Here is an 18,396-nt window from a genome sequence, read left to right on the forward strand (position 1 = left end):
TACACTGGCACCGATTGAGTAATAATACGTCAAATGGAGAAATGCGAGCGATAACAAACGTTTCATCCATTTGACAATAAACTGTTATTCGTAACCTGGATTCTGCACCAACTTATTGTTTCGGTTCATCTCATCACGAGCGATTGGCAGAAAGTACATTTTGTCTAACCAGGTACGGTTTTCCTTACCGGGGTCAATTTCAAAGACATTGTACTTGTAATCGTAGCTGGCTGGGTCATATTTATATAACGTAACTGATTTACCAGGCTTCAGCGTACCTACGACATTAATACCGTTTGCCTTTCGGCCCAAAGTCGTTGGTGCAATCATCCAACGGCGAGCATCGTGGTAACGCTGTTCCTCAAACACCATCTCAACGCGTCGTTCGTTGCGGTATCGTTGCCGTAACGCATCGCCCGATTCGGTAATGGCTGGCATACCGGCTCGGAAGCGTACTTTGTTTAGCCACGTCCGCGCTTCGGCATCCTGACCTAACTCGATGCAGGCTTCAGCATAATTGAAAAGAGCTTCCGTGTAGCGGAAGAACGGCCAGGGGATCTGCTGGTACGTGTTCTGGTCGACAATTGCCGGGTTCGGATCAATAAATTTACGCATGTAATAACCCGTGTAGCTACCGTTCCAGTCTTCAACTGAACTCTTTCGGGTATCCAGACCAGCAATGGTCTTTTTGCCACTACCATCCGTGATTTCATACTGACCGGTCTGAATTTGATTGACCGGGTCTTTAGAGGCTACGTCAGCTGTGCGGGGCTTCCAGGGGGCACCGTCATATAAGATTGAGCCATAAAAACGTGGATCACGATTAACGTAGGGAGCAGCCGCTTTGGCAGGATCGCTCCAGCTGAATTTCGAGCCATCCATCATTTCGTAATCGTCAACTAGCAACGAAACCGGCGTATTTCCGGCCCAGTTGTGGTATCCATTCGGACCATTGAACAAGCCTTGCTGGCCACCTGGCTCCTGTTTACCGTTGATGAACGAACGAGCAAAAATGACATCTTTCTCTCCACCATTTCGCGACAGCGCGATGTTCATGTAGTTTGCCGTACCTTCATCTTTTGTGGCTGGGGCTGCCAGATTCAGCTGCGATCCGTAGCTTGTCATATCAAGCACTGCTTTAGCCGCTGCTTTGGCTTTCTCCCAGCGTTCGGCCCGGTTACCACTCACGTAACCTAGTAATTCAGGCTTGGCAAATGCAGCATGAGCCGTTGACTTCTGTTTAGCCGTCGCTACGTCATACAGATCGCTGGCTGCATAAGTTAAGATACGTGCTTTCAATGCCAGCGCAGCCGTTTCATTAGCCCGGCCCTTAGCCATCGATTGTCCTTTCAGCAGGGCAGCTGCTTCATCACAGTCTTTAACAATAAAGTTAATACACTCCTCCATCGTATTACGGGGCGTTGAGTAATCGGCAGCTCCCAATCCATACGTCTTATCCACGAGTGGAACGCCACCGTAATACCGCACCAGTTGATGATAGAAGTAAGCCCGCAAGAACTTGATTTCGCCCGTCAGCCGCTCCGCAATTTTATTTGTGTTCGCAAACTTAGGTGTTGCCAGATTCTCCAAAGCCAGATTACAGGCCCGAATTCGCAGGTACATATTGTTCCAGTTGATCGTCTCATTAATCCAGCCAGCGTCTGCCGAGTTCGAGCGCGATTCAGTAATAGTTGTAATACCCCGACCAGGGTGCGTAAAGAGGGTTTCATCGGTTAACGACGCCAGTTGCTGTTCGTTAAAGCCACCCTGCCCAAGTCCGTTATAAATTTCAGTCACAAAGGCTTCTGCCAGACCTGCATCTGCCCAGGCCGTTGTGGCCGGTACCTGATCGAGCGGCTGAGTATTGACAAAATCATCGTTACAACCCGTCACGGCTACTGACGCCATGAGCAAGGCTAAACTTATGGTTTTTATATTTCGTAGCATATTCAATAAAAGATTAGAAGCGGAGCGATACACCTGTGTTTATAATACGCGATTGTGGGTAGTACTGTCCTGTGGCATTATCTGCTTCAGGATCAAACGAACCCAGTTTGTTAACAATCGTGGCCAAGTTTAACGCGTTTACGTACACCCGTAGACTACTGATGCCTACCTTCTTGCCAATATTCTCCGGAATGGTATAGCCTATCTCCAGGTTTTTCAACCGTATGTAGTCAGCAGAACGCAACCAGTACGTATTGTTAGACGAGAAATACTGGTCACTACGGTTGGCAATGCGCGGATGTACGCTGCTAGGGTTATCAACCGTCCACCGATTGGTGTAGAACTCTTTCAGGTAGTTACCGATATTACCCGATTCCCCCAGGCTAATGTACTGCTGAGCGCCAGCTGAACCCTGGAAGAGGATCGTTAAATCGAAGTTTTTGTACGCAGCCGTAATGTTCATACCACCCTGGAACAGCGGCAGGTTCGTCCGGTTATTACGTACCCGGTCATCGGGGGTGATTTTGCCGTCATTATTGTAGTCCACGAACTTCATATCGCCAGGACGGATGTCTTTGACAATCGCCGAGTAATCTGTTTTTGCTTTGGTGGCATCGATGTCGGCCTGGTCCCTAAACACACCGTCATACAGATACGCGATATACGTATTTATAGGTTTACCGGTAGTACGCTGCCATTCAGGAGCCCCCGGAGCCTCGTCCCAGAAAATGATCTTGTTCTGCGCGTAGCCACCGTTGACTCCCACGCTGAATCTCAGCGGACCAGTCTGGCCATTATAGCTGATCTGACCATCGAATCCACTATTACGTACTTTGCCGATATTTTCGGGTGGTAGAATCAGACCCGTTGTGCGAGGAACTGATGCGTTCCGCGGATACAGAATAGACGTCCGCAGGTTGTTGAAATAATCAAACTCAAAGCTGATCTTGCCGTTGAACAACTGCCCTTCTAAACCGACATCGAAGTTATTGGCAACTTCCCAGGTAATGTTTGTATTCGGGATTCGGCTTTCCAGAAGCGTCTTCGCCTGGGCATCATTAATGATGTAGGTATTGAAGCCATACGTTGGCAGATATTGGTACCTGGCTAAGACAGGAGGGTTGGTTCCAGGAAGATAAATTTGGTCGTTTCCTAACTGGCCATAAGACGCCCGTAGCTTGAAGTAATTGACGGCTGGTACCGAGTTTTTCCAGAAATTTTCTTCTGAGATAACCCAACCCGCCAGCACACCAGGGAAGAAACCGAACCGCGTTTCTTCGGGGAACATGTCGGACCCGTCATAACGCCACAGGAACTCAGCCAGATACTTTTCTTTGTAGTTATAAGCAACCCGACCGAAGTAGTTGATACGGGCGCTATTGAAAGCTCCACCACCGTTATCCTTGCTTAGGTCGCCACCGGCAAAAAGCTGGTCAATGCTTGGCGAGAGGAAGTAACGCCGGAAAGCGCCGAAGTTATCCCCCGAAATCGTTTCGCGGTTCACACCGGCTAAGACGGTCAGACCATGCTCTCCAAACTTCCGCTCATACGTAGCAATACCACCAAGCAGAATGTTTAACTGGGTCTCATTTGACAGTGACAAACGCGGCTCGGCTGGTCCACGAACACTGGCAATCAGGTTTGGCGTTCCATTTGCATCAACGCCCGTACCACGCTCATACAGCGTCCAGGGGGTTTCCCACACCTTGTTGTTCTGTAAACGCTTATCAATCGCTGCCGTACCAGAGATCTTCAATCCTTCAATGCCAGGAATTTTAAGATCTAACTGACCATTTGTCTGTACGAAATCGCGTTTATCGCGATTGTAACCCGTTGCGTTGGTTGTAATGACTACTGGGTTCTCACCGTTTTCAATATCCGGGCCTGGGCGACCATCTGGCCAGAAGGCGGGCTGATTCGGTTTACCACGCATCTGCATTCGGAAAATGGCTCCAGCTCCCCGAGTTGGATAGAACCGGAATTCCTCACGACCTAATATACCAACTGACAAGTGGAGATACTTATTGATGTTAGCGTCAAGGTTAATACGCAGGTCATACTGTTTGTAGCCCGTTGCCGAATTCTTATAGAATGCATCCTGATTCTGATACCCTAACGAAGCGAGGTACTTGAAATCTTCGGTACCGCCCTGCAATTGCAGATTATGGCGCACCTGAGGTGACCAGGTTTTCAGCGTGGCACCGTACCAATCGGTATTTGGATGTCCCCAAGGGTCAGAACCATCGTTGTACTTCGTGATGTCATCTGGTGTATAAGGTGCTTTCCGTACGGTTCCATCCGGACGCGTGTACGAACCGGTTGTTTGATACGCCTTGGTAGCGGCTGCCCACTCACCCACTGGAAGCTCATAAACGTTTAGGTCATTGAGCATCGTAGCGTACTCAGCGGCATTCGCCAGTTTAGGAATTACAGTTGGCTGAGCAAACCCCTGGTTGAACGAATACGACAATTGAGGCTTACCAGTTTTACCCCGCTTGGTTGTAATCAGAATTACACCGTTAGCCGCCCGTGAACCATAGATCGCGGCTGAAGCATCTTTCAACACAGAGATCGTCTCAATATCGGCGGGGTTGATCCGGTCCAGACCACCTGCGCGATCAGGAATACCGTCTACTACGATCAGGGCATTATTATTGCCCAGCGTGTTTGTTCCCCGAATACGGATCGTTGAACCATCAGCGCCTGGCTCACCGCTTCTGTTAACAGCAATTACGCCTGGCAAACGTCCTGCCAGCGAGTTGGATAAGTTTGTGGTTGGCGATTTAACCAGATCCGCCCCCTTCACGGCGACAACCGAACCCGTTATTGTTTCTTTCTTCTGCGTACCGTAACCAACGACGATTACCTCATTTAGCGACTTGGTATCAGTAGCCAGCGTCAGGTTAATTGAGCTACGACCGTTGATTGACACTTCCTGAGTAATATACCCGATATAAGAGAAGACCAGTGCTGTAGCGCCTGAGGGTGCATTTAGGCTATAACGCCCTTCAGCATCAGTAACTGAGCCGCTGGTCGTATTCTTTATTACTACGCTTACACCAGGCAAGCCTTGGTTTTGCTCGTCAACAACCCGCCCTGTAATCTTTGACTGAGCGAATGCGCTTACCGAGCAAAGTAGTATAGCTAAAAAGGACATATAATAATGTCTTTTCTGCAACCACCTCGTTGTCGAGGTTTCCTTTCTTTCAAGACAGGAAACTTCTTTGGTAAAGTTTGCGTGCATAGGTTTTAATGAGCTATTCTAGATTAATTTATAATTAGTAATCGATTAAACAGTCATTAAAAGTGGCGCTCGCTGCTATTTCTACTGAGTATTATTTAATTTTTTATCTGCTTTTTGCAACATTCAGGACATTTTACGCGTAAGGAGCTCAGAATCGTGTTTTTCAGACGCATTTAAAGAAATTAGCTTTTGTAGAAATGGCATGTTGTAACAAGCCGAAGGGAGTAACACACGAAATATATTCCCTGCCTGTATTCGGCAGTCGAGCCAAAAAATATAAAATCAACTAATCCGCCCCCAGTTATTCTGGGTTTGCTTAATGCCATCCAGGTGATTGCGGATGGGCGCGTGCTGGGGTAGCACGAGTTCAGGGTCTTGCAAGAGAATGGCTTGCGCCGACTCGCGGGCAGCCGTTAAAATAGCTCCATCTTTGGCCAAATCAGCAATCATCAGGTCCATGACACCGCTCTGTTGGGTACCTGTCAGGTCGCCGGGACCGCGCAGTTGAAGATCCACGTCGGCAATTTCAAACCCGTTGTTGGTGCGTACCATGGTCTCGAGCCGGGTACGTGTGTCACTGCTGAGCTTGTAGCCAGTCATCATGATACAATAGGACTGCTCAGCGCCCCGCCCAACGCGCCCGCGTAACTGGTGCAACTGCGACAGGCCAAATCGCTCGGCGCTTTCAATTACCATCACACTAGCGTTTGGTACGTTGACACCAACCTCAATGACCGTCGTTGCTACTAAAATCTGGGTCTCGCGGTTGATGAACCGCTTCATCTCATCGTCTTTCTCGTACGGAAGCATTTTACCGTGCAACATCCCAACTTCGTATTTGGGCCGGGGAAATGCGCGTTGCATGCTTTCAAACCCGTCCATCAAGTCTTTGTAGTCAAGCTTTTCGGATTCTTCAATCAGCGGGTAAACTACATAAACCTGCCGTCCAAGCTCGATCTGCTGCCGCATGAACCCAAATACCTCCGAGCGGTGCTTATCGTACTTATGAACCGTTTTGATGGGCTTACGGCCTTTCGGTAGCTCATCAATGACCGATACGTCGAGGTTACCATACAGCGTCATGGCAAGCGTTCGTGGAATGGGCGTAGCCGTCATGACCAGAATGTGGGGGGGAACCGTCTCATTCTTGCGCCAGAGTTTAGCCCGCTGTGCTACGCCAAACCGGTGCTGTTCGTCGATGATACACAAACCCAGATTTTTATACTGTACGGCGTCTTCCAGCAAGGCGTGCGTTCCGACCAGGATGTGCATCTTACCCGATTGGAGCTCGTCGTGCAACACGGTTCGGCGTTTCTTATTAGTCGATCCCGTCAGAATACCCAGGTTAAGGCCCATCGCGTCGGCAAACGGTTTCAGGCCATTATAATGCTGGTCAGCCAAAATTTCGGTAGGAGCCATCAAACACGCCTGCGCTCCATTACCAATGGCCATCAAACAGGCAATGAATGCTACAATGGTTTTACCGCTTCCTACGTCGCCCTGTAACAACCGGTTCATCTGTTTACCGGTCAGAAAATCGGCGTAGATTTCTTTAATAACTCGCTGCTGTGCACCCGTCAGCTCAAAAGGAAGCAGTTCGTTGTAGAAATGCTTCATGAGGGATGTATCCCGAAAAATCTGCCCCGGAAACTCTTCTTTCTGAATAAGCTTGTTCTTAATCAGCCGCAGTTGGTTGTAAAACAGCTCTTCAAACTTCAGCCGCCGTTGCGCTTGCTTCAACCAGGCCTGGTCCTGGGGCAAGTGAATATTCCACATGGCTTCCGGTTTGCCAATAAGCCGGTACTGCTGGATGAGTGAGTCTGGTAGCGTTTCACGGATGTGCTGCCATGACTGCTCCAGCAAGATCCGCATTACCTTACCTAGAATCTTACTATCCAGATGTCGTTTGCGGAGTTTTTCGGTAAGGTTATATACTGGAAAGAAGCCAGCTTCGTGCTCCGATGCAGCTGCGGTATTTTCTAGTTCGGGGTGAACAATGCTGAACTGACCGTTAAACGACTGTGGTTTCCCGTAGGCAATGTACTCACCATCGCGCCGGAGGATTTTTTCGATGTACGTGATGCCCTGAAACCAAACCAGGCTCATGGAGCCAGTACCATCGGTAAACGTAGCGACCAAACGCTTTTTGGGGCCCTCCCCTTCCAGATACCAGTCGCGAAGACGCCCTCGCACCTGCGCAGAAGGCATCGAATCCATAAGCTCACTAATAGTGTAATAACGCGTCCGGTCGTCGTAGCGAAACGGATAATATTGGATCAGGTCGCCGTACGTAAACAGGTTCAACTCCTTGTTGAGCAATTCTGTCCGTTGCGGGCCTAAACCCTTCAGATAAAGAAGTGGTGTATCAAAAAAGGTAGTTCGTTCGGTCATGGCAGACCTTAAAACCCAGGTTTATGGGATCTCACCCACTCTGGATTGATCAAATTTACGGATTTTCGTCGAAAATGAAACGTATTACTCGTCATATGAATTTGCCCGCCCTAGCCCAAACGCGAAGCCTGCATATATGTCAAGCCCGCGGGGTTGAATGCCGTTTGACGTATTACCAATGAGCCCCAGGAAATTATCGGTGCCCAGCCAGGCTGGCCCTACGCGTAGTGAGGCCCCAGCGGTTAGTCCTCGGTTCAGGTACGCCACTGGCACAGCGATGCTCACCCAGCGGGTATCGTAGCGGGGGGTTACGGCAAAAAGCGTGGGCTGATGAACCGCCGTTGCCTCTTGTGCCCGCACATCTTGCAGATAGGTAACATTCAACCCTAAGCCGTCGGGCAGCTGATAATCTAACGTCAGGTTAAGCGACGTCGGCAAGCCTGCCTGAAAACGATTCCGATCGGGGGTACGCCCAGCACTTAGCTTTTCCTGAATGACCCGTGCAATGCCTACACTCCCGCCAACATTGTTAAAATCGCTACTAACAAATCGAACGGGGGCCTGATTCTGCTCAATGTTCGTGAAGTCGTACTCTGGACCTTTATATGTCAAGCCACCAATGTCGGTCATAGCAATCCCTAGTTGCAGTGCCGGGCTGTCGGCGTCGTATTGGCTTATATAGGTAAAACCAAAATCAAATCCGGCTCCTAAACCGGGTATCGATGTACTCAATAGTGTTCGGGGCGTTAATGTCCGATTTTGTAAAAATGTAGTGTAGGCTAAACTGGCATTCAGCCGGGTTACCTCTAAATAAGCCGCGTTTGGGTTATCCTCATCAACATCAATCCGGTACCCTAAGCCTTTATTAATGAAGTGTTGGGCGTTATACCCCAGCAAGCCTTTTACGGTGGCTCCCAGTAATAGCTTTCGGCCATCATCTTCCCAAACCGTACCAGCATACGTAAATCCCAACTCAGCATACGTATTGGTGTTTGCGCTAAATTGGTTGTTCGTAGTAGGTAGACCGAATATAGCGCCGTCGCTCAGGCCTGATCGCACAGCCGACAGTAACGCCTGCGACGCGCCCAATACCTGTCCAACCGCCCGCAGCCTGCTGGTTATAGCAAATGCACCACGTTCGCCGGTGCGCATGAGCAGGGCAGGGCCCCGTACTTCGCCGGATATCGTACCATTTTTTGGCTTACCGTCCAGATTTTCGCGCGTGTATTCGACGGCAAAGTTCACGGCCCCATCCGGGCTTCTGTAGCGATCCGGTACGGTGCCGCTAATCAGGCTAATCAGCGAAAAAGGAGCCTGATAGCGAACGTAATTATTATTAGCGTGGAGGTTGGCGGTGAAAATATTGAAGTATACTTTGCTCGGTGAATCGGCGGCTAGAGATGGGTTAATGTAAAGCCGGTTTGTTCCGCCGTAGCGACTCGTGGATATACCCAATAAATTTTGGGCAAAACTGGCCGTCGTCACCAGTGCAAGTGACCCCAGCAGCAGCAGATATTTCATGAAATGGCAGGTTGAATGATCGATAATCCTGCAATGTAAACGTCAATAAGTTACGTCTGTTGATACAACCTCTCCAGAATTGATTGAGCGGAAAATAAACAAGCAGTCCCCAGCGGACGGCATTCCCCATTTTCGGGCTAAATGCCGTCCGCTGGAAACTGCCTGTATTAAGTGATTATACGCCTTCGGCCTCAACTAGCTTCACTTCAGGTACCAGACGAGTCAACAAGTTTTCGATGCCTGCTTTCAACGTCAGTGTTGACGAGGGGCAACCACTGCATGAGCCTTGTAATAAGACTTTTACTGTACCAGTCGGCTCATCGAACGAGTGGAAGTTTATCGCTCCTCCGTCCGATTCAACCGCGGGACGAACGTATTGATCCAACACCGCTTTGATCTTTTGAACCGTTTCGGAGTCCATATCCAGCTTTGTGGTGTTAGCCTCCATTGTCCGTTGGGCAAAGACGGGTTTCTGTTCGTTAAAATATTCTTTCAGGAACAGCTTCACCTCAAATAGAACCTCATCCCAATCCGTCTCATCATCTTTGGTGACGGTTACAAAATTGCCCGATATAAACACCCGGCGCACAAACTCAAAACCGAACAAGGCCACCGCCAACGGCGACGCTTTACCATCCAGCAACGCGTCTCCTGGCGTAGCATAATCGAAAGAGAGTCCGCTTGGCACAAGTTCGAAGTTAACAACGAACTTCATAGAGTTCGGATTTGGACTCCCTTCGGTGAATATCGATACAGGGCGACTTAACGTGGGATTCATGCTGATCTAAAGTTTATCGTTTCCAGTTTTGGTATGAGTCTAACAGCAACGCCATTTTTTTAGTTTTTAAGCACAAAAAAACCCGCCCATTAAACTGGACGGGTTTTAGTTAAGACAATACGCTCAACTAAGCTTCTACTACTTCGGCAGGAGCCGCAGCTATTGGAGCGACTTCAACTGCCGATGGGCCAGCTGGGATGATGTCTACGTACGACCGGCTGTTACGACCAGGACGGAACTTCACGGTTCCATCAACCAATGCGAATAACGTGTAGTCTTTGCCAAGACCAACGTTTTTACCAGGGTGGTGCTTTGTACCACGCTGACGAATAATGATGTTGCCGGCAATGGCCGACTGACCGCCGAATAACTTCACACCCAAGCGCTTGCTGTGCGAATCGCGGCCGTTTTTGGAACTACCTACACCTTTCTTGTGTGCCATTTCTTCAAAAAGAGTTATAAAGTTCTACAGTCGTAAAGTAAATTCGCAAAGAAGCTATATGACTTTACAACTTGATGACTTAGAGTGTAATATCTTCAATCAAAACCTTGGTCAAATACTGACGATGGCCGTTTTTCTTCTTGTAGCCTTTACGACGCTTCTTTTTGAAGACGATAACTTTCTCGCCTTTCAGGTGTTCGACGATTTTGGCTGATACTGTCGCGCCTGCGACGGTTGGAGCACCTACGGTGATGCTTCCTTCGTTATCAACAAGGAGAACCTTCACCTTGTCGGAGGCAAGTGCAGCGTCCACGTCGCCTTCTAACCGGTGGGTATAGATAGAACGACCCTTCTGGATCTTGAATTGCTGCCCTGCGATCTCTACGATTGCGTACATGATTTATCTATGAAATTGGAAATGAGGGTGCAAAGGTAACCTATTTTCTGTAGAGACGCAACACTTTACGTCTTCTTACTGAATGGTTTTTTATGAAGGTAACTTCACAGATGTCTGAATCAGATTAGTAGCGCATTTAGCGATAATTTTATCATCGGCAGCTACAATACGTCCCTCACAATGAACGATGTTCTTGCCAGCTCGAATGACCTCAGCTGTTACCGTAACTACCTCACCCGTTCGGGCTGCGTGCAGAAAGTCAATGGTGAGGTTCACAGACGTATAAGCATATTCACGACCTAATGTATACACCATAGCCCCGATCAAATCATCGAGAATACCGGCGGCCGCACCGCCATGCAATACACCCGCAGGATTGGACATATCTTGCCGGACCGTGAAATCAGCTACTAGTCGGCCGTAGTCAGCCGCTTTGATTGTACCGTTAAGCCAGCGGCCAAACGGAGATATGCTCCCACTCATGTCGCGGCCAATTTGCGAGCGAAAGAAGGTGAGACGTGGGTTTTCTGAATTGTCCATATCCGGCAAAAATAGAATTAAACTAAGTCAAATGCCCGTCAAACGCTATTATTTGTGTACTTTCTTGTGAGGTTATCAGTACTTGTGCTACTTTTGGGCGATTTTCAACACGCCTACTCGATTATTCGTAATGAATTATACGCTTACGCAGCTTCCTGAGCGCACAGCTAAGCCTCGCCATAGTGGCTTGACTATGGTGATGGACAAAGGACTGAGTCTACGCGAAGTAGAAGACTTTTTATCGACTTCGGCCGAATATGTAGACATTGTCAAACTAGGCTGGGCAACCTCATTTGTAACGCCACACCTGAAAGAAAAACTCGCTATATACCGCGAAGCTGGCATTCCTGTCTACTTCGGGGGCACCTTGTTTGAAGCCTTCATAGTACGGAATCAGTTTGAAGATTACCGTAAGCTGCTGGACCAGTACAGCATGCAATACGCTGAAGTGTCGGATGGCTCAATCGACATGAACCAGGACGAAAAATGCGAGTACATTCGTCAATTGGCTACTCAGGTTACTGTTTTGTCGGAGGTCGGTTCTAAAGATGAAGCTAAGATCATTCCACCTTATAAGTGGATTCAGCTCATGAGAGCAGAGCTGGAGGCTGGTGCCTGGAAAGTGATTGGGGAAGCGCGTGAAGGCGGTACGGTGGGTCTGTTCCGGTCGAGTGGGGAGGTTCGCCAGGGCTTAGTTGAAGAGATTTTGACCCAGATTCCGTTTGAAAGTATCCTTTGGGAAGCTCCTCAGAAAGAACAGCAGGTTTGGTTCGTGAAGCTCCTGGGCGCTAACGTCAATGTCGGCAATATTGCACCCCATGAGGTTATTCCTTTGGAAACTATTCGGTTAGGGCTTCGGGGAGATACGTTTACTCATTTTCTAGATAAATAAGTTTACGGAATTTGGTGAACTGACGCGTCAGCAATACGCGGGCGTTAGCCACCGAATACCGGATACCTAAAACGAATATGGACCTGATCAAATCGTTACTTGATTTCCTGCTTCACCTGGATCGCTACCTTGATCTGTGGGCGAATGAGTACGGCGTTTTACTCTACGCTATCTTGTTTCTCATTGTTTTTACAGAAACAGGCTTGATTGTTATGCCACTGCTCCCCGGCGATTCGCTGCTGTTTGCCGCCGGTGCGTTGGCCGCCCGCGATACCAACGAGTTAAACGTTTGGATCATTATACCCCTCCTGATCGTCGCTGCCTTACTAGGCGATAACGTCAATTATTTTGTAGGGAAGTTTCTGGGTAACCGAATTAAAATGCAGGAACGTATTTTATTCTTCAAGCGGGAGTACATTACTGAAACGGAGAGGTTCTACGCTAAACATGGTGGCCGGACAGTGATCATGGCCCGGTTCATACCGATCGTACGAACAATCGCCCCTTTTGTAGCTGGCGCCGGAAGCATGAATTACTCTACGTATATCAAGTTTTGCATTGCTGGAGCGTTGTTGTGGGTGACGGGTATCTCGTTGGCCGGCTACTTTTTTGGCAACATTCCCTTTGTACAGAAAAACTTTGAGTTAGTTGTGTTTGGTATTATTGGGTTGTCGGTAGCCCCTGTTGTTATCGGTGCCCTCCGTAAACGCACGAGTTAAGTCTGATAAGTTTTATTTTTAATAGATACGTTATCGGGAGGCCATTTGCTATTGGCTTCCCTTTTTTACGCTTCCTATCTGCCTAAACATGCCACGTTACGGTCTTATCGGTTATCCGCTTACTCATTCTTTTTCGCAACGGTATTTCACCGAGAAGTTTGCCCTTGAAGGTATCCTCGACAGTCGTTATGATCTGTTTGAGATGCCTGACATTAGTACCTTACCTTCCCTGCTTCAAACACCTGATCTTCGCGGTTTGAACGTTACGATTCCTCACAAACAGGCCGTCTTTCCTTATCTCGATAAACTCGATGCATCCGCTGAAAAAGTGGGCGCTGTAAACGTAATCAAGCTGGAGCCTGACGGCTCGCGTGTTGGGTACAATTCGGATTATTATGGATTCAGGCAATCGCTCGAAAATTGGTTTGTAACGTTAAGTCGCTCGGTAGCTTCTATGCAAGCCTTGGTGCTTGGCACAGGTGGAGCCTCAAAAGCAGTCATTGCTGCGCTGAACGATTTAGGCATTACTCACAAAACGGTGTCGAGAACGAAAACGTCAACTAATTTAACGTATGATGATCTGGTAGATGAGATTATTCATTACGAACTGATCATCAACTGTTCGCCAGTCGGTACTTATCCGCACACAGACGAAGCGCCGTCGCTTCCTTACGATCAGCTTACCGAACGTCATCTGTTGTATGATTTGGTTTATAACCCAGCTATAACCAAATTTATGCAACTAGGCCAACAACGTGGCGCTGCTACGCATAACGGCCTCAACATGCTGGAACTACAGGCTGAAAAAGCCTGGGAAATCTGGCAACAACTGTAGCCTGGACGGCCACGTTCGGGTGTGTAGCCAATGCATAGTTCTCTCTGGACGTGACCATCCAAAATTACCATTACTTATGCCCCTTTTAGTTTTTGCTACGATTACAGCTCAACCTGATGCCGAATCAGAGCTCAGGAAAGGCTTACTAGAATTAGTACAGCAGGTGCGAACCGAACCCGCCTGTCAGCTTTACGAGTTGTATGAAAGTACCGAGCACCCTCAACGCTTCATTATGCATGAACGCTGGGACGACGAAGCTGGCCTTCAGGCTCATAATCAAATGCCGCATATGAAAGAATTCGGCGAGAAAGCCCAAAATTGGCTCGCGGGTCCGGCAGTGTTAACAAAGGTTGAGGTGTAATACAACTCAGCTGCTTAGGTTACTGGACAAGCTATAAACAGATTTCCTGCATTCGATTCTCGTCCATAATAAAGACGTTAAAATCGACTTGCCCTCGGATGCCCTGCACCCAGCCGTTCTGATTGTGCTGCCATAAGTACAGCTTATCAGCGTCGTAGTTGCGTAAATGCTTTGTGGAATAATCAGCGATCCACAGCGGGTATTCATCCAGATTACCTTTGATGTACCGCTTATACAGATTTCCGTTGGTGTAAATAATGGGGCGGACGTGGTAGTGTTCTTCCACCGTTTCCAGCCAAAGCCGGAGACCATCAATAATTGTCTCGTCGGACTGGCCGTTGATGACCTCAAAATCTACGACAGGCGCAAAGTCTCCAACCCCTAACTCTACATGTTTAATGAAGTTTGTCGCCTGCTTAAGCGGATCGCGGGTGGGGTGGTAAAAATGGTACGCCCCTCGTCGTAGGTTTGATTTTTTGGCTTCGCGCCAATTCTTTCTGAAGTGTTTATCGGCAAGCGTTGCGCCTTCAGTTGCTTTAATAAACACAAATTGTAACCGTACGCCATCGGCTTCCATTTGCCGTACCCGTTCCCAATTGATGCGGTCATTATGGCGAGATACGTCAATGCCGTGAATGCCGTAACGCATAGGCAGCTGAATGCCAAACGCCCTCACAAACCGCCAATCCATGTCATTCTTACGGAATGATCGAGCGATCCACACTGCGCTGAATACCAGAAGAAACGCCAGAATCCATAGACCGTATCGCCGGACGATGATAGTGATCAGAACTCGGAATCTCATGAGGGCGTGTTACTTTTGCGGCCCAAATTACGGTTTATACTTGAATTGATGAATACAAAAATGCCCCCTACATACTGTAGAGGGCATTAACAAGGCAATCCCACCTGGTAACTGTGTGAGCCACAGGCGACATAAATACTAGTTACTGCCTTCCAGCTTTACGAGTTTATTATACAGCCCTAAAATCAGGATAGGAGCTGCCCACTGGCCTATCAACAAGGCCTCGTGACGTTTTCCCTGTGCAAAGCAAACGGCTGCCGTTGCCAGTGATCCTAAGCCACCCCACAAGAATAAGTCGGATGGTAATTTGGCTGTATTCTGCTCAATTGCCTCAGCTACAGGACCTTCCTCGTGTGTCGGATTGAAATTTTTCTTTGCCATAACGTTGATCAATAATTAATTAGTGAACAACGAGACAACCCGAATTAAGAAAGCTTTGTTTGTATAACCTATAGACCTACTTAGGCAATGGCTATTACTTGTTCGGTTGGGGCGTTGTCCGCAGGTATGGCTTCACGAACGTAACCCCCTTAGGAAATTTAGCGTCAAGCTGGTCATTTGTAACAGCTGGTGTCACAATCACATCATCGCCCTCCTGCCAATCAGCAGGTGTTGCTACCTGATAGTCGGCCGTTAGCTGCAATGAATCAATAACGCGTAACAACTCATTGAAGTTACGCCCTGTCGACGCAGGGTAAGTCAGTGTTAGTTTAATTTTCTTATCGGGGCCAATAACAAACACCGAACGTACCGTTGACTTTTCACTGGCATTTGGGTGAATCATATCATACAACGTAGCCACGGTCCGATCAGCGTCGGCGATAATTGGGAAGTTAACTTCCGAACCAGTTACTTCCTTAATGTCGGGAGTCCAGCGGTTGTGAGAATCCAGGTCATCCACCGATACGGCAATCACCTTTACGTTACGCTTGCCAAACTCGTCTTTCAACAAGGCCGTTCTGCCCAACTCGGTGGTGCAAACTGGCGTGAAGTCGGCAGGGTGAGAAAACAACATTCCCCATGAATTGCCGAGCCATTCATGAAACCGGATGTGGCCCTGTGTTGTGTCGGCCTCAAAATCGGGGGCAATGTCTCCTAAACGAAGTGACATAATTGAATGGTTTAGTTGATAAATTCTATCTAATTAATGTAGTAAATGAGAAATGGAAAAACCGGCTTGAGACCGGTTTTCTGGGCAAACGTAAACAAGAGTTATGAAAGTTTCAAATCAACTTATCTTCCACAGCCATTCGAACCAGTTCGGCAGCATTACGTACTTGTAGCCTACGCATCATATTAGCCCGGTGATTATCGACGGTTCGGACACTAAGCTGTAGTTTCTCGGCTATTTCGCGGCTACTCATGCCATCGACCAGAAACTGAAGAATTTCTTTCTCTTTGTTCGAAAGCTTCGACTGTCGTTCGGCACGCCCGTGTTTGTCGCCTTTTTTCAGCTGCTGCATATAGCCACTCAGGATGATAGAGGCCACCGGCGAACTATAATATTTTTCACCGGACGCAATCGTGCGAATTGCCTTGACCATCTCATCGGAGGACGAATCCTTTAGAATGTAGCCGTACGCTCCAGCTTCAACCGACCGCAAAATGTAGTCTTCATTGTTGTGCATAGAAAGCATCAGTACCCGAACGTTCTTATACAGTCGGCTAACCACCTGCGTCGTTTGGATACCCGACATCCCAGGCAACGAGATATCCATTAATATCAAATCGGGTTGATGTACTTTCAATTTATCGAGGGCTTCTTCGCCATCGTTGGCTTCGTCGATAATTTCCAGACCTTCAGCTTGTTCCAGTAAGAGTCGAATGCCATCACGGACGATTGAATGGTCGTCCACAAGCATCAATTTAGTAGGTGTCATGATGAGCGGAGTGTGTTTGGTAGGGAATACTAACCTGTACTTTCGTACCTCTTCCCGGTGTAGAATGGATTTTAAATTTACCGTTGAGCAATTTAGCCCGTTCCTGCATATTATGAAGACCCTGCGAGGGCGGCCGTAGTTTGGTGGTTCGCTCTTTGTTTATTTCGTTAGAATTTTCTTCTGTCGTCTTTGTCGGACTTTTACGTGGTACTCGAAACCCATGCCCGTCGTCAGTTATAGCCAGTTGCAGCGTATTTCCCCGATCCGTTAACTCAATATGGATATGCGACGGGTTTGCGTGCCTCACGGCATTACTAACCGCTTCCTGCGTCACACGGTACAGCATGATTTCAACATTCTTGTCCAGACGAGGTGTTTCTGCCGTAATGTTTGTTTCAAATGTAACATCCACTTTTTCGTTACGGTCGTTTTCAGCAAGCATTTTAATGGCAGGCACAACTCCGAAATCGCTCAGAACGCTTGGCATCAAATTATTCGAAATTGTTCGAGTCTCCTGAATCGTTTGAGTAACCAACGTTTTTAACGTCTTTAAGTTTTTTGTTTGAGCGAGGTTGCCGTTTTGCTCTGTGCCAGCGGTCCGGTTTAAATTTGCTTCTAACCCTTCAATTTGAAGTTTTATCGCCGTCAGCATTTGCCCCAGACCGTCATGAAGCTCGCGCGAAAGACGCTTGCGTTCTTCTTCCTGCCCGGCAATCAAATACGACGTGCGCAGCTTTTGTTCATCAATCTGTTGTTGATATTGCTGTTTTGTTGCTTCAAACAATTTTTGTCGTGTTTCTCTTAGGGACTTGTTAGCACTCAGCAACTTCTTATTAACCGCCGTTGTGCGGCTTTCGGCTTCAACCAACTGTGCAAACGTTTGTTTGAGCTTTCGGGCCGCTGGCCGAAAAATTAATAAGCCAATACCGATCAAGACTACAACCGTGAACACATACAGATAAAACTCGATCGTTTGCAATAAGCTTAGTTTGGCCCGTAGTTCAGTGGTGTATTCTCGAACAATACCATCTATTTCTTCGAGAAAGGGTTTCTCATTGGCTAATAAGAGTTTGAGACCAGCCTGGACATCAGGCCGAGCCACATCGTCAAACTGTTGCATTTGCATCAACCTACGAGCTCCCCGGCGGAAGGATTCGAACTCGGGTCGAATTCCTTCGTATAACTGCTGTACGGTCTCTGAATTAGGAACAGCTACGTTACGTTCATACACACGTCCTTCGCGGCCCTGAAGATGGTACCGCTCAAGTTTAGGCAGCACATACCGTAGCTCAGCCACATTCTGAGCAAAGTTTGCCTTTTCGTTTACGTCGGTTAGTTGCAGAGCCTGCTTAACAATCTGCTGACTTTGGTGGCGTTGCAGAGCGGCATAACGAATCACCCAGAGTTCGTCCTGAAAAGCCCGCAGCCGCCATTGTGTAAGCCCTTGACCCACTGTCAACAGAACGGCCAGAATAATAAGTAGCGTCACATACAGTCGGGTGAACCGAACGGGAATTGCGAAGCCTTCTTTTGTGTTATCGTCGAAAGTATCGGACACGATTAGCGTGGTCGAAACAAATTTGAATAAGTAAAAGTAATCTTTTTTGTAATTTTACCCGTGTTTCCTACCTTATAAGTACCCAA

At 48.0% G+C, this 18,396-nt stretch carries 17 protein-coding genes; 4 read left to right on the forward strand and 13 right to left on the reverse strand.

What is annotated here, in order from left to right:
- Positions 1-84 precede the first annotated feature (84 nt).
- From ACFSUS_RS01825 to ACFSUS_RS01860, 8 genes are all read right to left on the reverse strand, one after another.
- On the reverse strand, positions 85-1,947 hold the full coding sequence (locus tag ACFSUS_RS01825; protein WP_381518255.1) for a RagB/SusD family nutrient uptake outer membrane protein: 1,863 nt from the start codon (positions 1,945-1,947) through the stop codon (positions 85-87).
- A 13-nt stretch (positions 1,948-1,960) separates the two neighbouring features.
- Positions 1,961-5,104, reverse strand: coding sequence for a SusC/RagA family TonB-linked outer membrane protein (locus ACFSUS_RS01830; RefSeq protein WP_381518258.1), 3,144 nt, complete (start codon positions 5,102-5,104; stop codon positions 1,961-1,963).
- A 369-nt stretch (positions 5,105-5,473) separates the two neighbouring features.
- Complete coding sequence (recG, locus tag ACFSUS_RS01835; protein ID WP_381518261.1) at positions 5,474-7,582, reverse strand: ATP-dependent DNA helicase RecG; 2,109 nt, start codon at positions 7,580-7,582, stop codon at positions 5,474-5,476.
- Between the two features lie 84 nt (positions 7,583-7,666).
- Positions 7,667-9,103 (reverse strand): DUF5723 family protein, encoded by a 1,437-nt coding sequence (locus ACFSUS_RS01840; RefSeq protein WP_381518263.1) that lies wholly within the window; start codon positions 9,101-9,103, stop codon positions 7,667-7,669.
- A 175-nt stretch (positions 9,104-9,278) separates the two neighbouring features.
- A complete protein-coding gene (locus ACFSUS_RS01845; RefSeq protein WP_381518265.1) occupies positions 9,279-9,881 on the reverse strand; it encodes a NifU family protein in 603 nt (200 codons plus the stop codon).
- A 127-nt stretch (positions 9,882-10,008) separates the two neighbouring features.
- Complete coding sequence (gene rpmA, locus ACFSUS_RS01850) at positions 10,009-10,323, reverse strand: 50S ribosomal protein L27 (RefSeq protein ID WP_381518268.1); 315 nt, start codon at positions 10,321-10,323, stop codon at positions 10,009-10,011.
- 79 nt (positions 10,324-10,402) lie between these two features.
- Entirely contained in the window at positions 10,403-10,720 is a 318-nt protein-coding gene (gene rplU / locus ACFSUS_RS01855; protein ID WP_232558592.1) for a 50S ribosomal protein L21, read from the reverse strand.
- A 90-nt stretch (positions 10,721-10,810) separates the two neighbouring features.
- Positions 10,811-11,260, reverse strand: coding sequence for a PaaI family thioesterase (locus ACFSUS_RS01860; RefSeq protein WP_381518272.1), 450 nt, complete (start codon positions 11,258-11,260; stop codon positions 10,811-10,813).
- A 130-nt stretch (positions 11,261-11,390) separates the two neighbouring features.
- On the opposite strand from ACFSUS_RS01860, the gene ACFSUS_RS01865 reads away from it, so the two are divergent.
- The 4 genes from ACFSUS_RS01865 (at position 11,391) to ACFSUS_RS01880 (ending at position 14,067) form a co-directional block, all read left to right on the forward strand.
- Positions 11,391-12,152: a phosphosulfolactate synthase gene (locus ACFSUS_RS01865; RefSeq protein WP_381518274.1), complete on the forward strand. Its 762-nt coding sequence runs from the start codon at positions 11,391-11,393 to the stop codon at positions 12,150-12,152.
- A 77-nt stretch (positions 12,153-12,229) separates the two neighbouring features.
- Complete coding sequence (locus tag ACFSUS_RS01870; RefSeq protein ID WP_381518276.1) at positions 12,230-12,871, forward strand: DedA family protein; 642 nt, start codon at positions 12,230-12,232, stop codon at positions 12,869-12,871.
- A gap of 88 nt (positions 12,872-12,959) precedes the next feature.
- Positions 12,960-13,706 (forward strand): shikimate dehydrogenase family protein, encoded by a 747-nt coding sequence (locus tag ACFSUS_RS01875; RefSeq protein ID WP_381518279.1) that lies wholly within the window; start codon positions 12,960-12,962, stop codon positions 13,704-13,706.
- Between the two features lie 76 nt (positions 13,707-13,782).
- Positions 13,783-14,067, forward strand: coding sequence for a putative quinol monooxygenase (locus ACFSUS_RS01880; RefSeq protein ID WP_381518282.1), 285 nt, complete (start codon positions 13,783-13,785; stop codon positions 14,065-14,067).
- Positions 14,068-14,098: 31 nt separating this feature from the next.
- On the opposite strand, the gene ACFSUS_RS01885 is transcribed toward ACFSUS_RS01880, so the two are convergent.
- The 5 genes from ACFSUS_RS01885 to ACFSUS_RS01905 all read right to left on the reverse strand — a co-directional run bounded on the left by ACFSUS_RS01885 (position 14,099) and on the right by ACFSUS_RS01905 (position 18,310).
- Entirely contained in the window at positions 14,099-14,872 is a 774-nt protein-coding gene (locus ACFSUS_RS01885; RefSeq protein ID WP_381518285.1) for a glycoside hydrolase family 25 protein, read from the reverse strand.
- A gap of 138 nt (positions 14,873-15,010) precedes the next feature.
- A complete protein-coding gene (locus ACFSUS_RS01890; protein ID WP_381518287.1) occupies positions 15,011-15,253 on the reverse strand; it encodes a hypothetical protein in 243 nt (80 codons plus the stop codon).
- A 94-nt stretch (positions 15,254-15,347) separates the two neighbouring features.
- Positions 15,348-15,983 carry a peroxiredoxin gene (locus tag ACFSUS_RS01895; RefSeq protein ID WP_381518290.1) on the reverse strand — a complete coding sequence of 212 codons (636 nt, stop codon included), beginning with the start codon at positions 15,981-15,983 and terminating at the stop codon, positions 15,348-15,350.
- Between the two features lie 112 nt (positions 15,984-16,095).
- The gene (locus tag ACFSUS_RS01900; protein WP_381519147.1) at positions 16,096-16,734 is read right to left on the reverse strand and encodes a response regulator transcription factor; all 639 of its coding nucleotides are present in this window, start codon (positions 16,732-16,734) and stop codon (positions 16,096-16,098) included.
- Between the two features lie 4 nt (positions 16,735-16,738).
- Positions 16,739-18,310, reverse strand: a complete 1,572-nt coding sequence (locus tag ACFSUS_RS01905; protein ID WP_381518291.1) for a sensor histidine kinase — start codon at positions 18,308-18,310, stop codon at positions 16,739-16,741.
- Between the last annotated feature and the right edge of the window lie 86 nt (positions 18,311-18,396).

The sequence above is a fragment of the Spirosoma soli genome (assembly GCF_042684525.1).
In the GTDB taxonomy this organism is placed as follows: Bacteria; Bacteroidota; Bacteroidia; order Cytophagales; family Spirosomataceae; genus Spirosoma; species Spirosoma soli.

Bases quoted from the DNA above. Each gene is read 5' to 3' on its own strand.
- ACFSUS_RS01845 (WP_381518265.1), bottom strand. From the start codon at position 9,881: ATGAATCCCACGTTAAGTCGCCCTGTATCGATATTCACCGAAGGGAGT.
- recG (WP_381518261.1), bottom strand. From the start codon at position 7,582: ATGACCGAACGAACTACCTTTTTTGATACACCACTTCTTTATCTGAAG.
- ACFSUS_RS01840 (WP_381518263.1), bottom strand. From the start codon at position 9,103: ATGAAATATCTGCTGCTGCTGGGGTCACTTGCACTGGTGACGACGGCC.
- ACFSUS_RS01870 (WP_381518276.1), top strand. From the start codon at position 12,230: ATGGACCTGATCAAATCGTTACTTGATTTCCTGCTTCACCTGGATCGC.
- ACFSUS_RS01875 (WP_381518279.1), top strand. From the start codon at position 12,960: ATGCCACGTTACGGTCTTATCGGTTATCCGCTTACTCATTCTTTTTCG.
- ACFSUS_RS01900 (WP_381519147.1), bottom strand. From the start codon at position 16,734: ATGCTTGTGGACGACCATTCAATCGTCCGTGATGGCATTCGACTCTTA.
- rplU (WP_232558592.1), bottom strand. From the start codon at position 10,720: ATGTACGCAATCGTAGAGATCGCAGGGCAGCAATTCAAGATCCAGAAG.
- ACFSUS_RS01890 (WP_381518287.1), bottom strand. From the start codon at position 15,253: ATGGCAAAGAAAAATTTCAATCCGACACACGAGGAAGGTCCTGTAGCT.
- ACFSUS_RS01830 (WP_381518258.1), bottom strand. From the start codon at position 5,104: ATGTCCTTTTTAGCTATACTACTTTGCTCGGTAAGCGCATTCGCTCAG.
- ACFSUS_RS01880 (WP_381518282.1), top strand. From the start codon at position 13,783: ATGCCCCTTTTAGTTTTTGCTACGATTACAGCTCAACCTGATGCCGAA.
- ACFSUS_RS01895 (WP_381518290.1), bottom strand. From the start codon at position 15,983: ATGTCACTTCGTTTAGGAGACATTGCCCCCGATTTTGAGGCCGACACA.
- rpmA (WP_381518268.1), bottom strand. From the start codon at position 10,323: ATGGCACACAAGAAAGGTGTAGGTAGTTCCAAAAACGGCCGCGATTCG.
- ACFSUS_RS01860 (WP_381518272.1), bottom strand. From the start codon at position 11,260: ATGGACAATTCAGAAAACCCACGTCTCACCTTCTTTCGCTCGCAAATT.
- ACFSUS_RS01865 (WP_381518274.1), top strand. From the start codon at position 11,391: ATGAATTATACGCTTACGCAGCTTCCTGAGCGCACAGCTAAGCCTCGC.
- ACFSUS_RS01825 (WP_381518255.1), bottom strand. From the start codon at position 1,947: ATGCTACGAAATATAAAAACCATAAGTTTAGCCTTGCTCATGGCGTCA.
- ACFSUS_RS01885 (WP_381518285.1), bottom strand. From the start codon at position 14,872: ATGAGATTCCGAGTTCTGATCACTATCATCGTCCGGCGATACGGTCTA.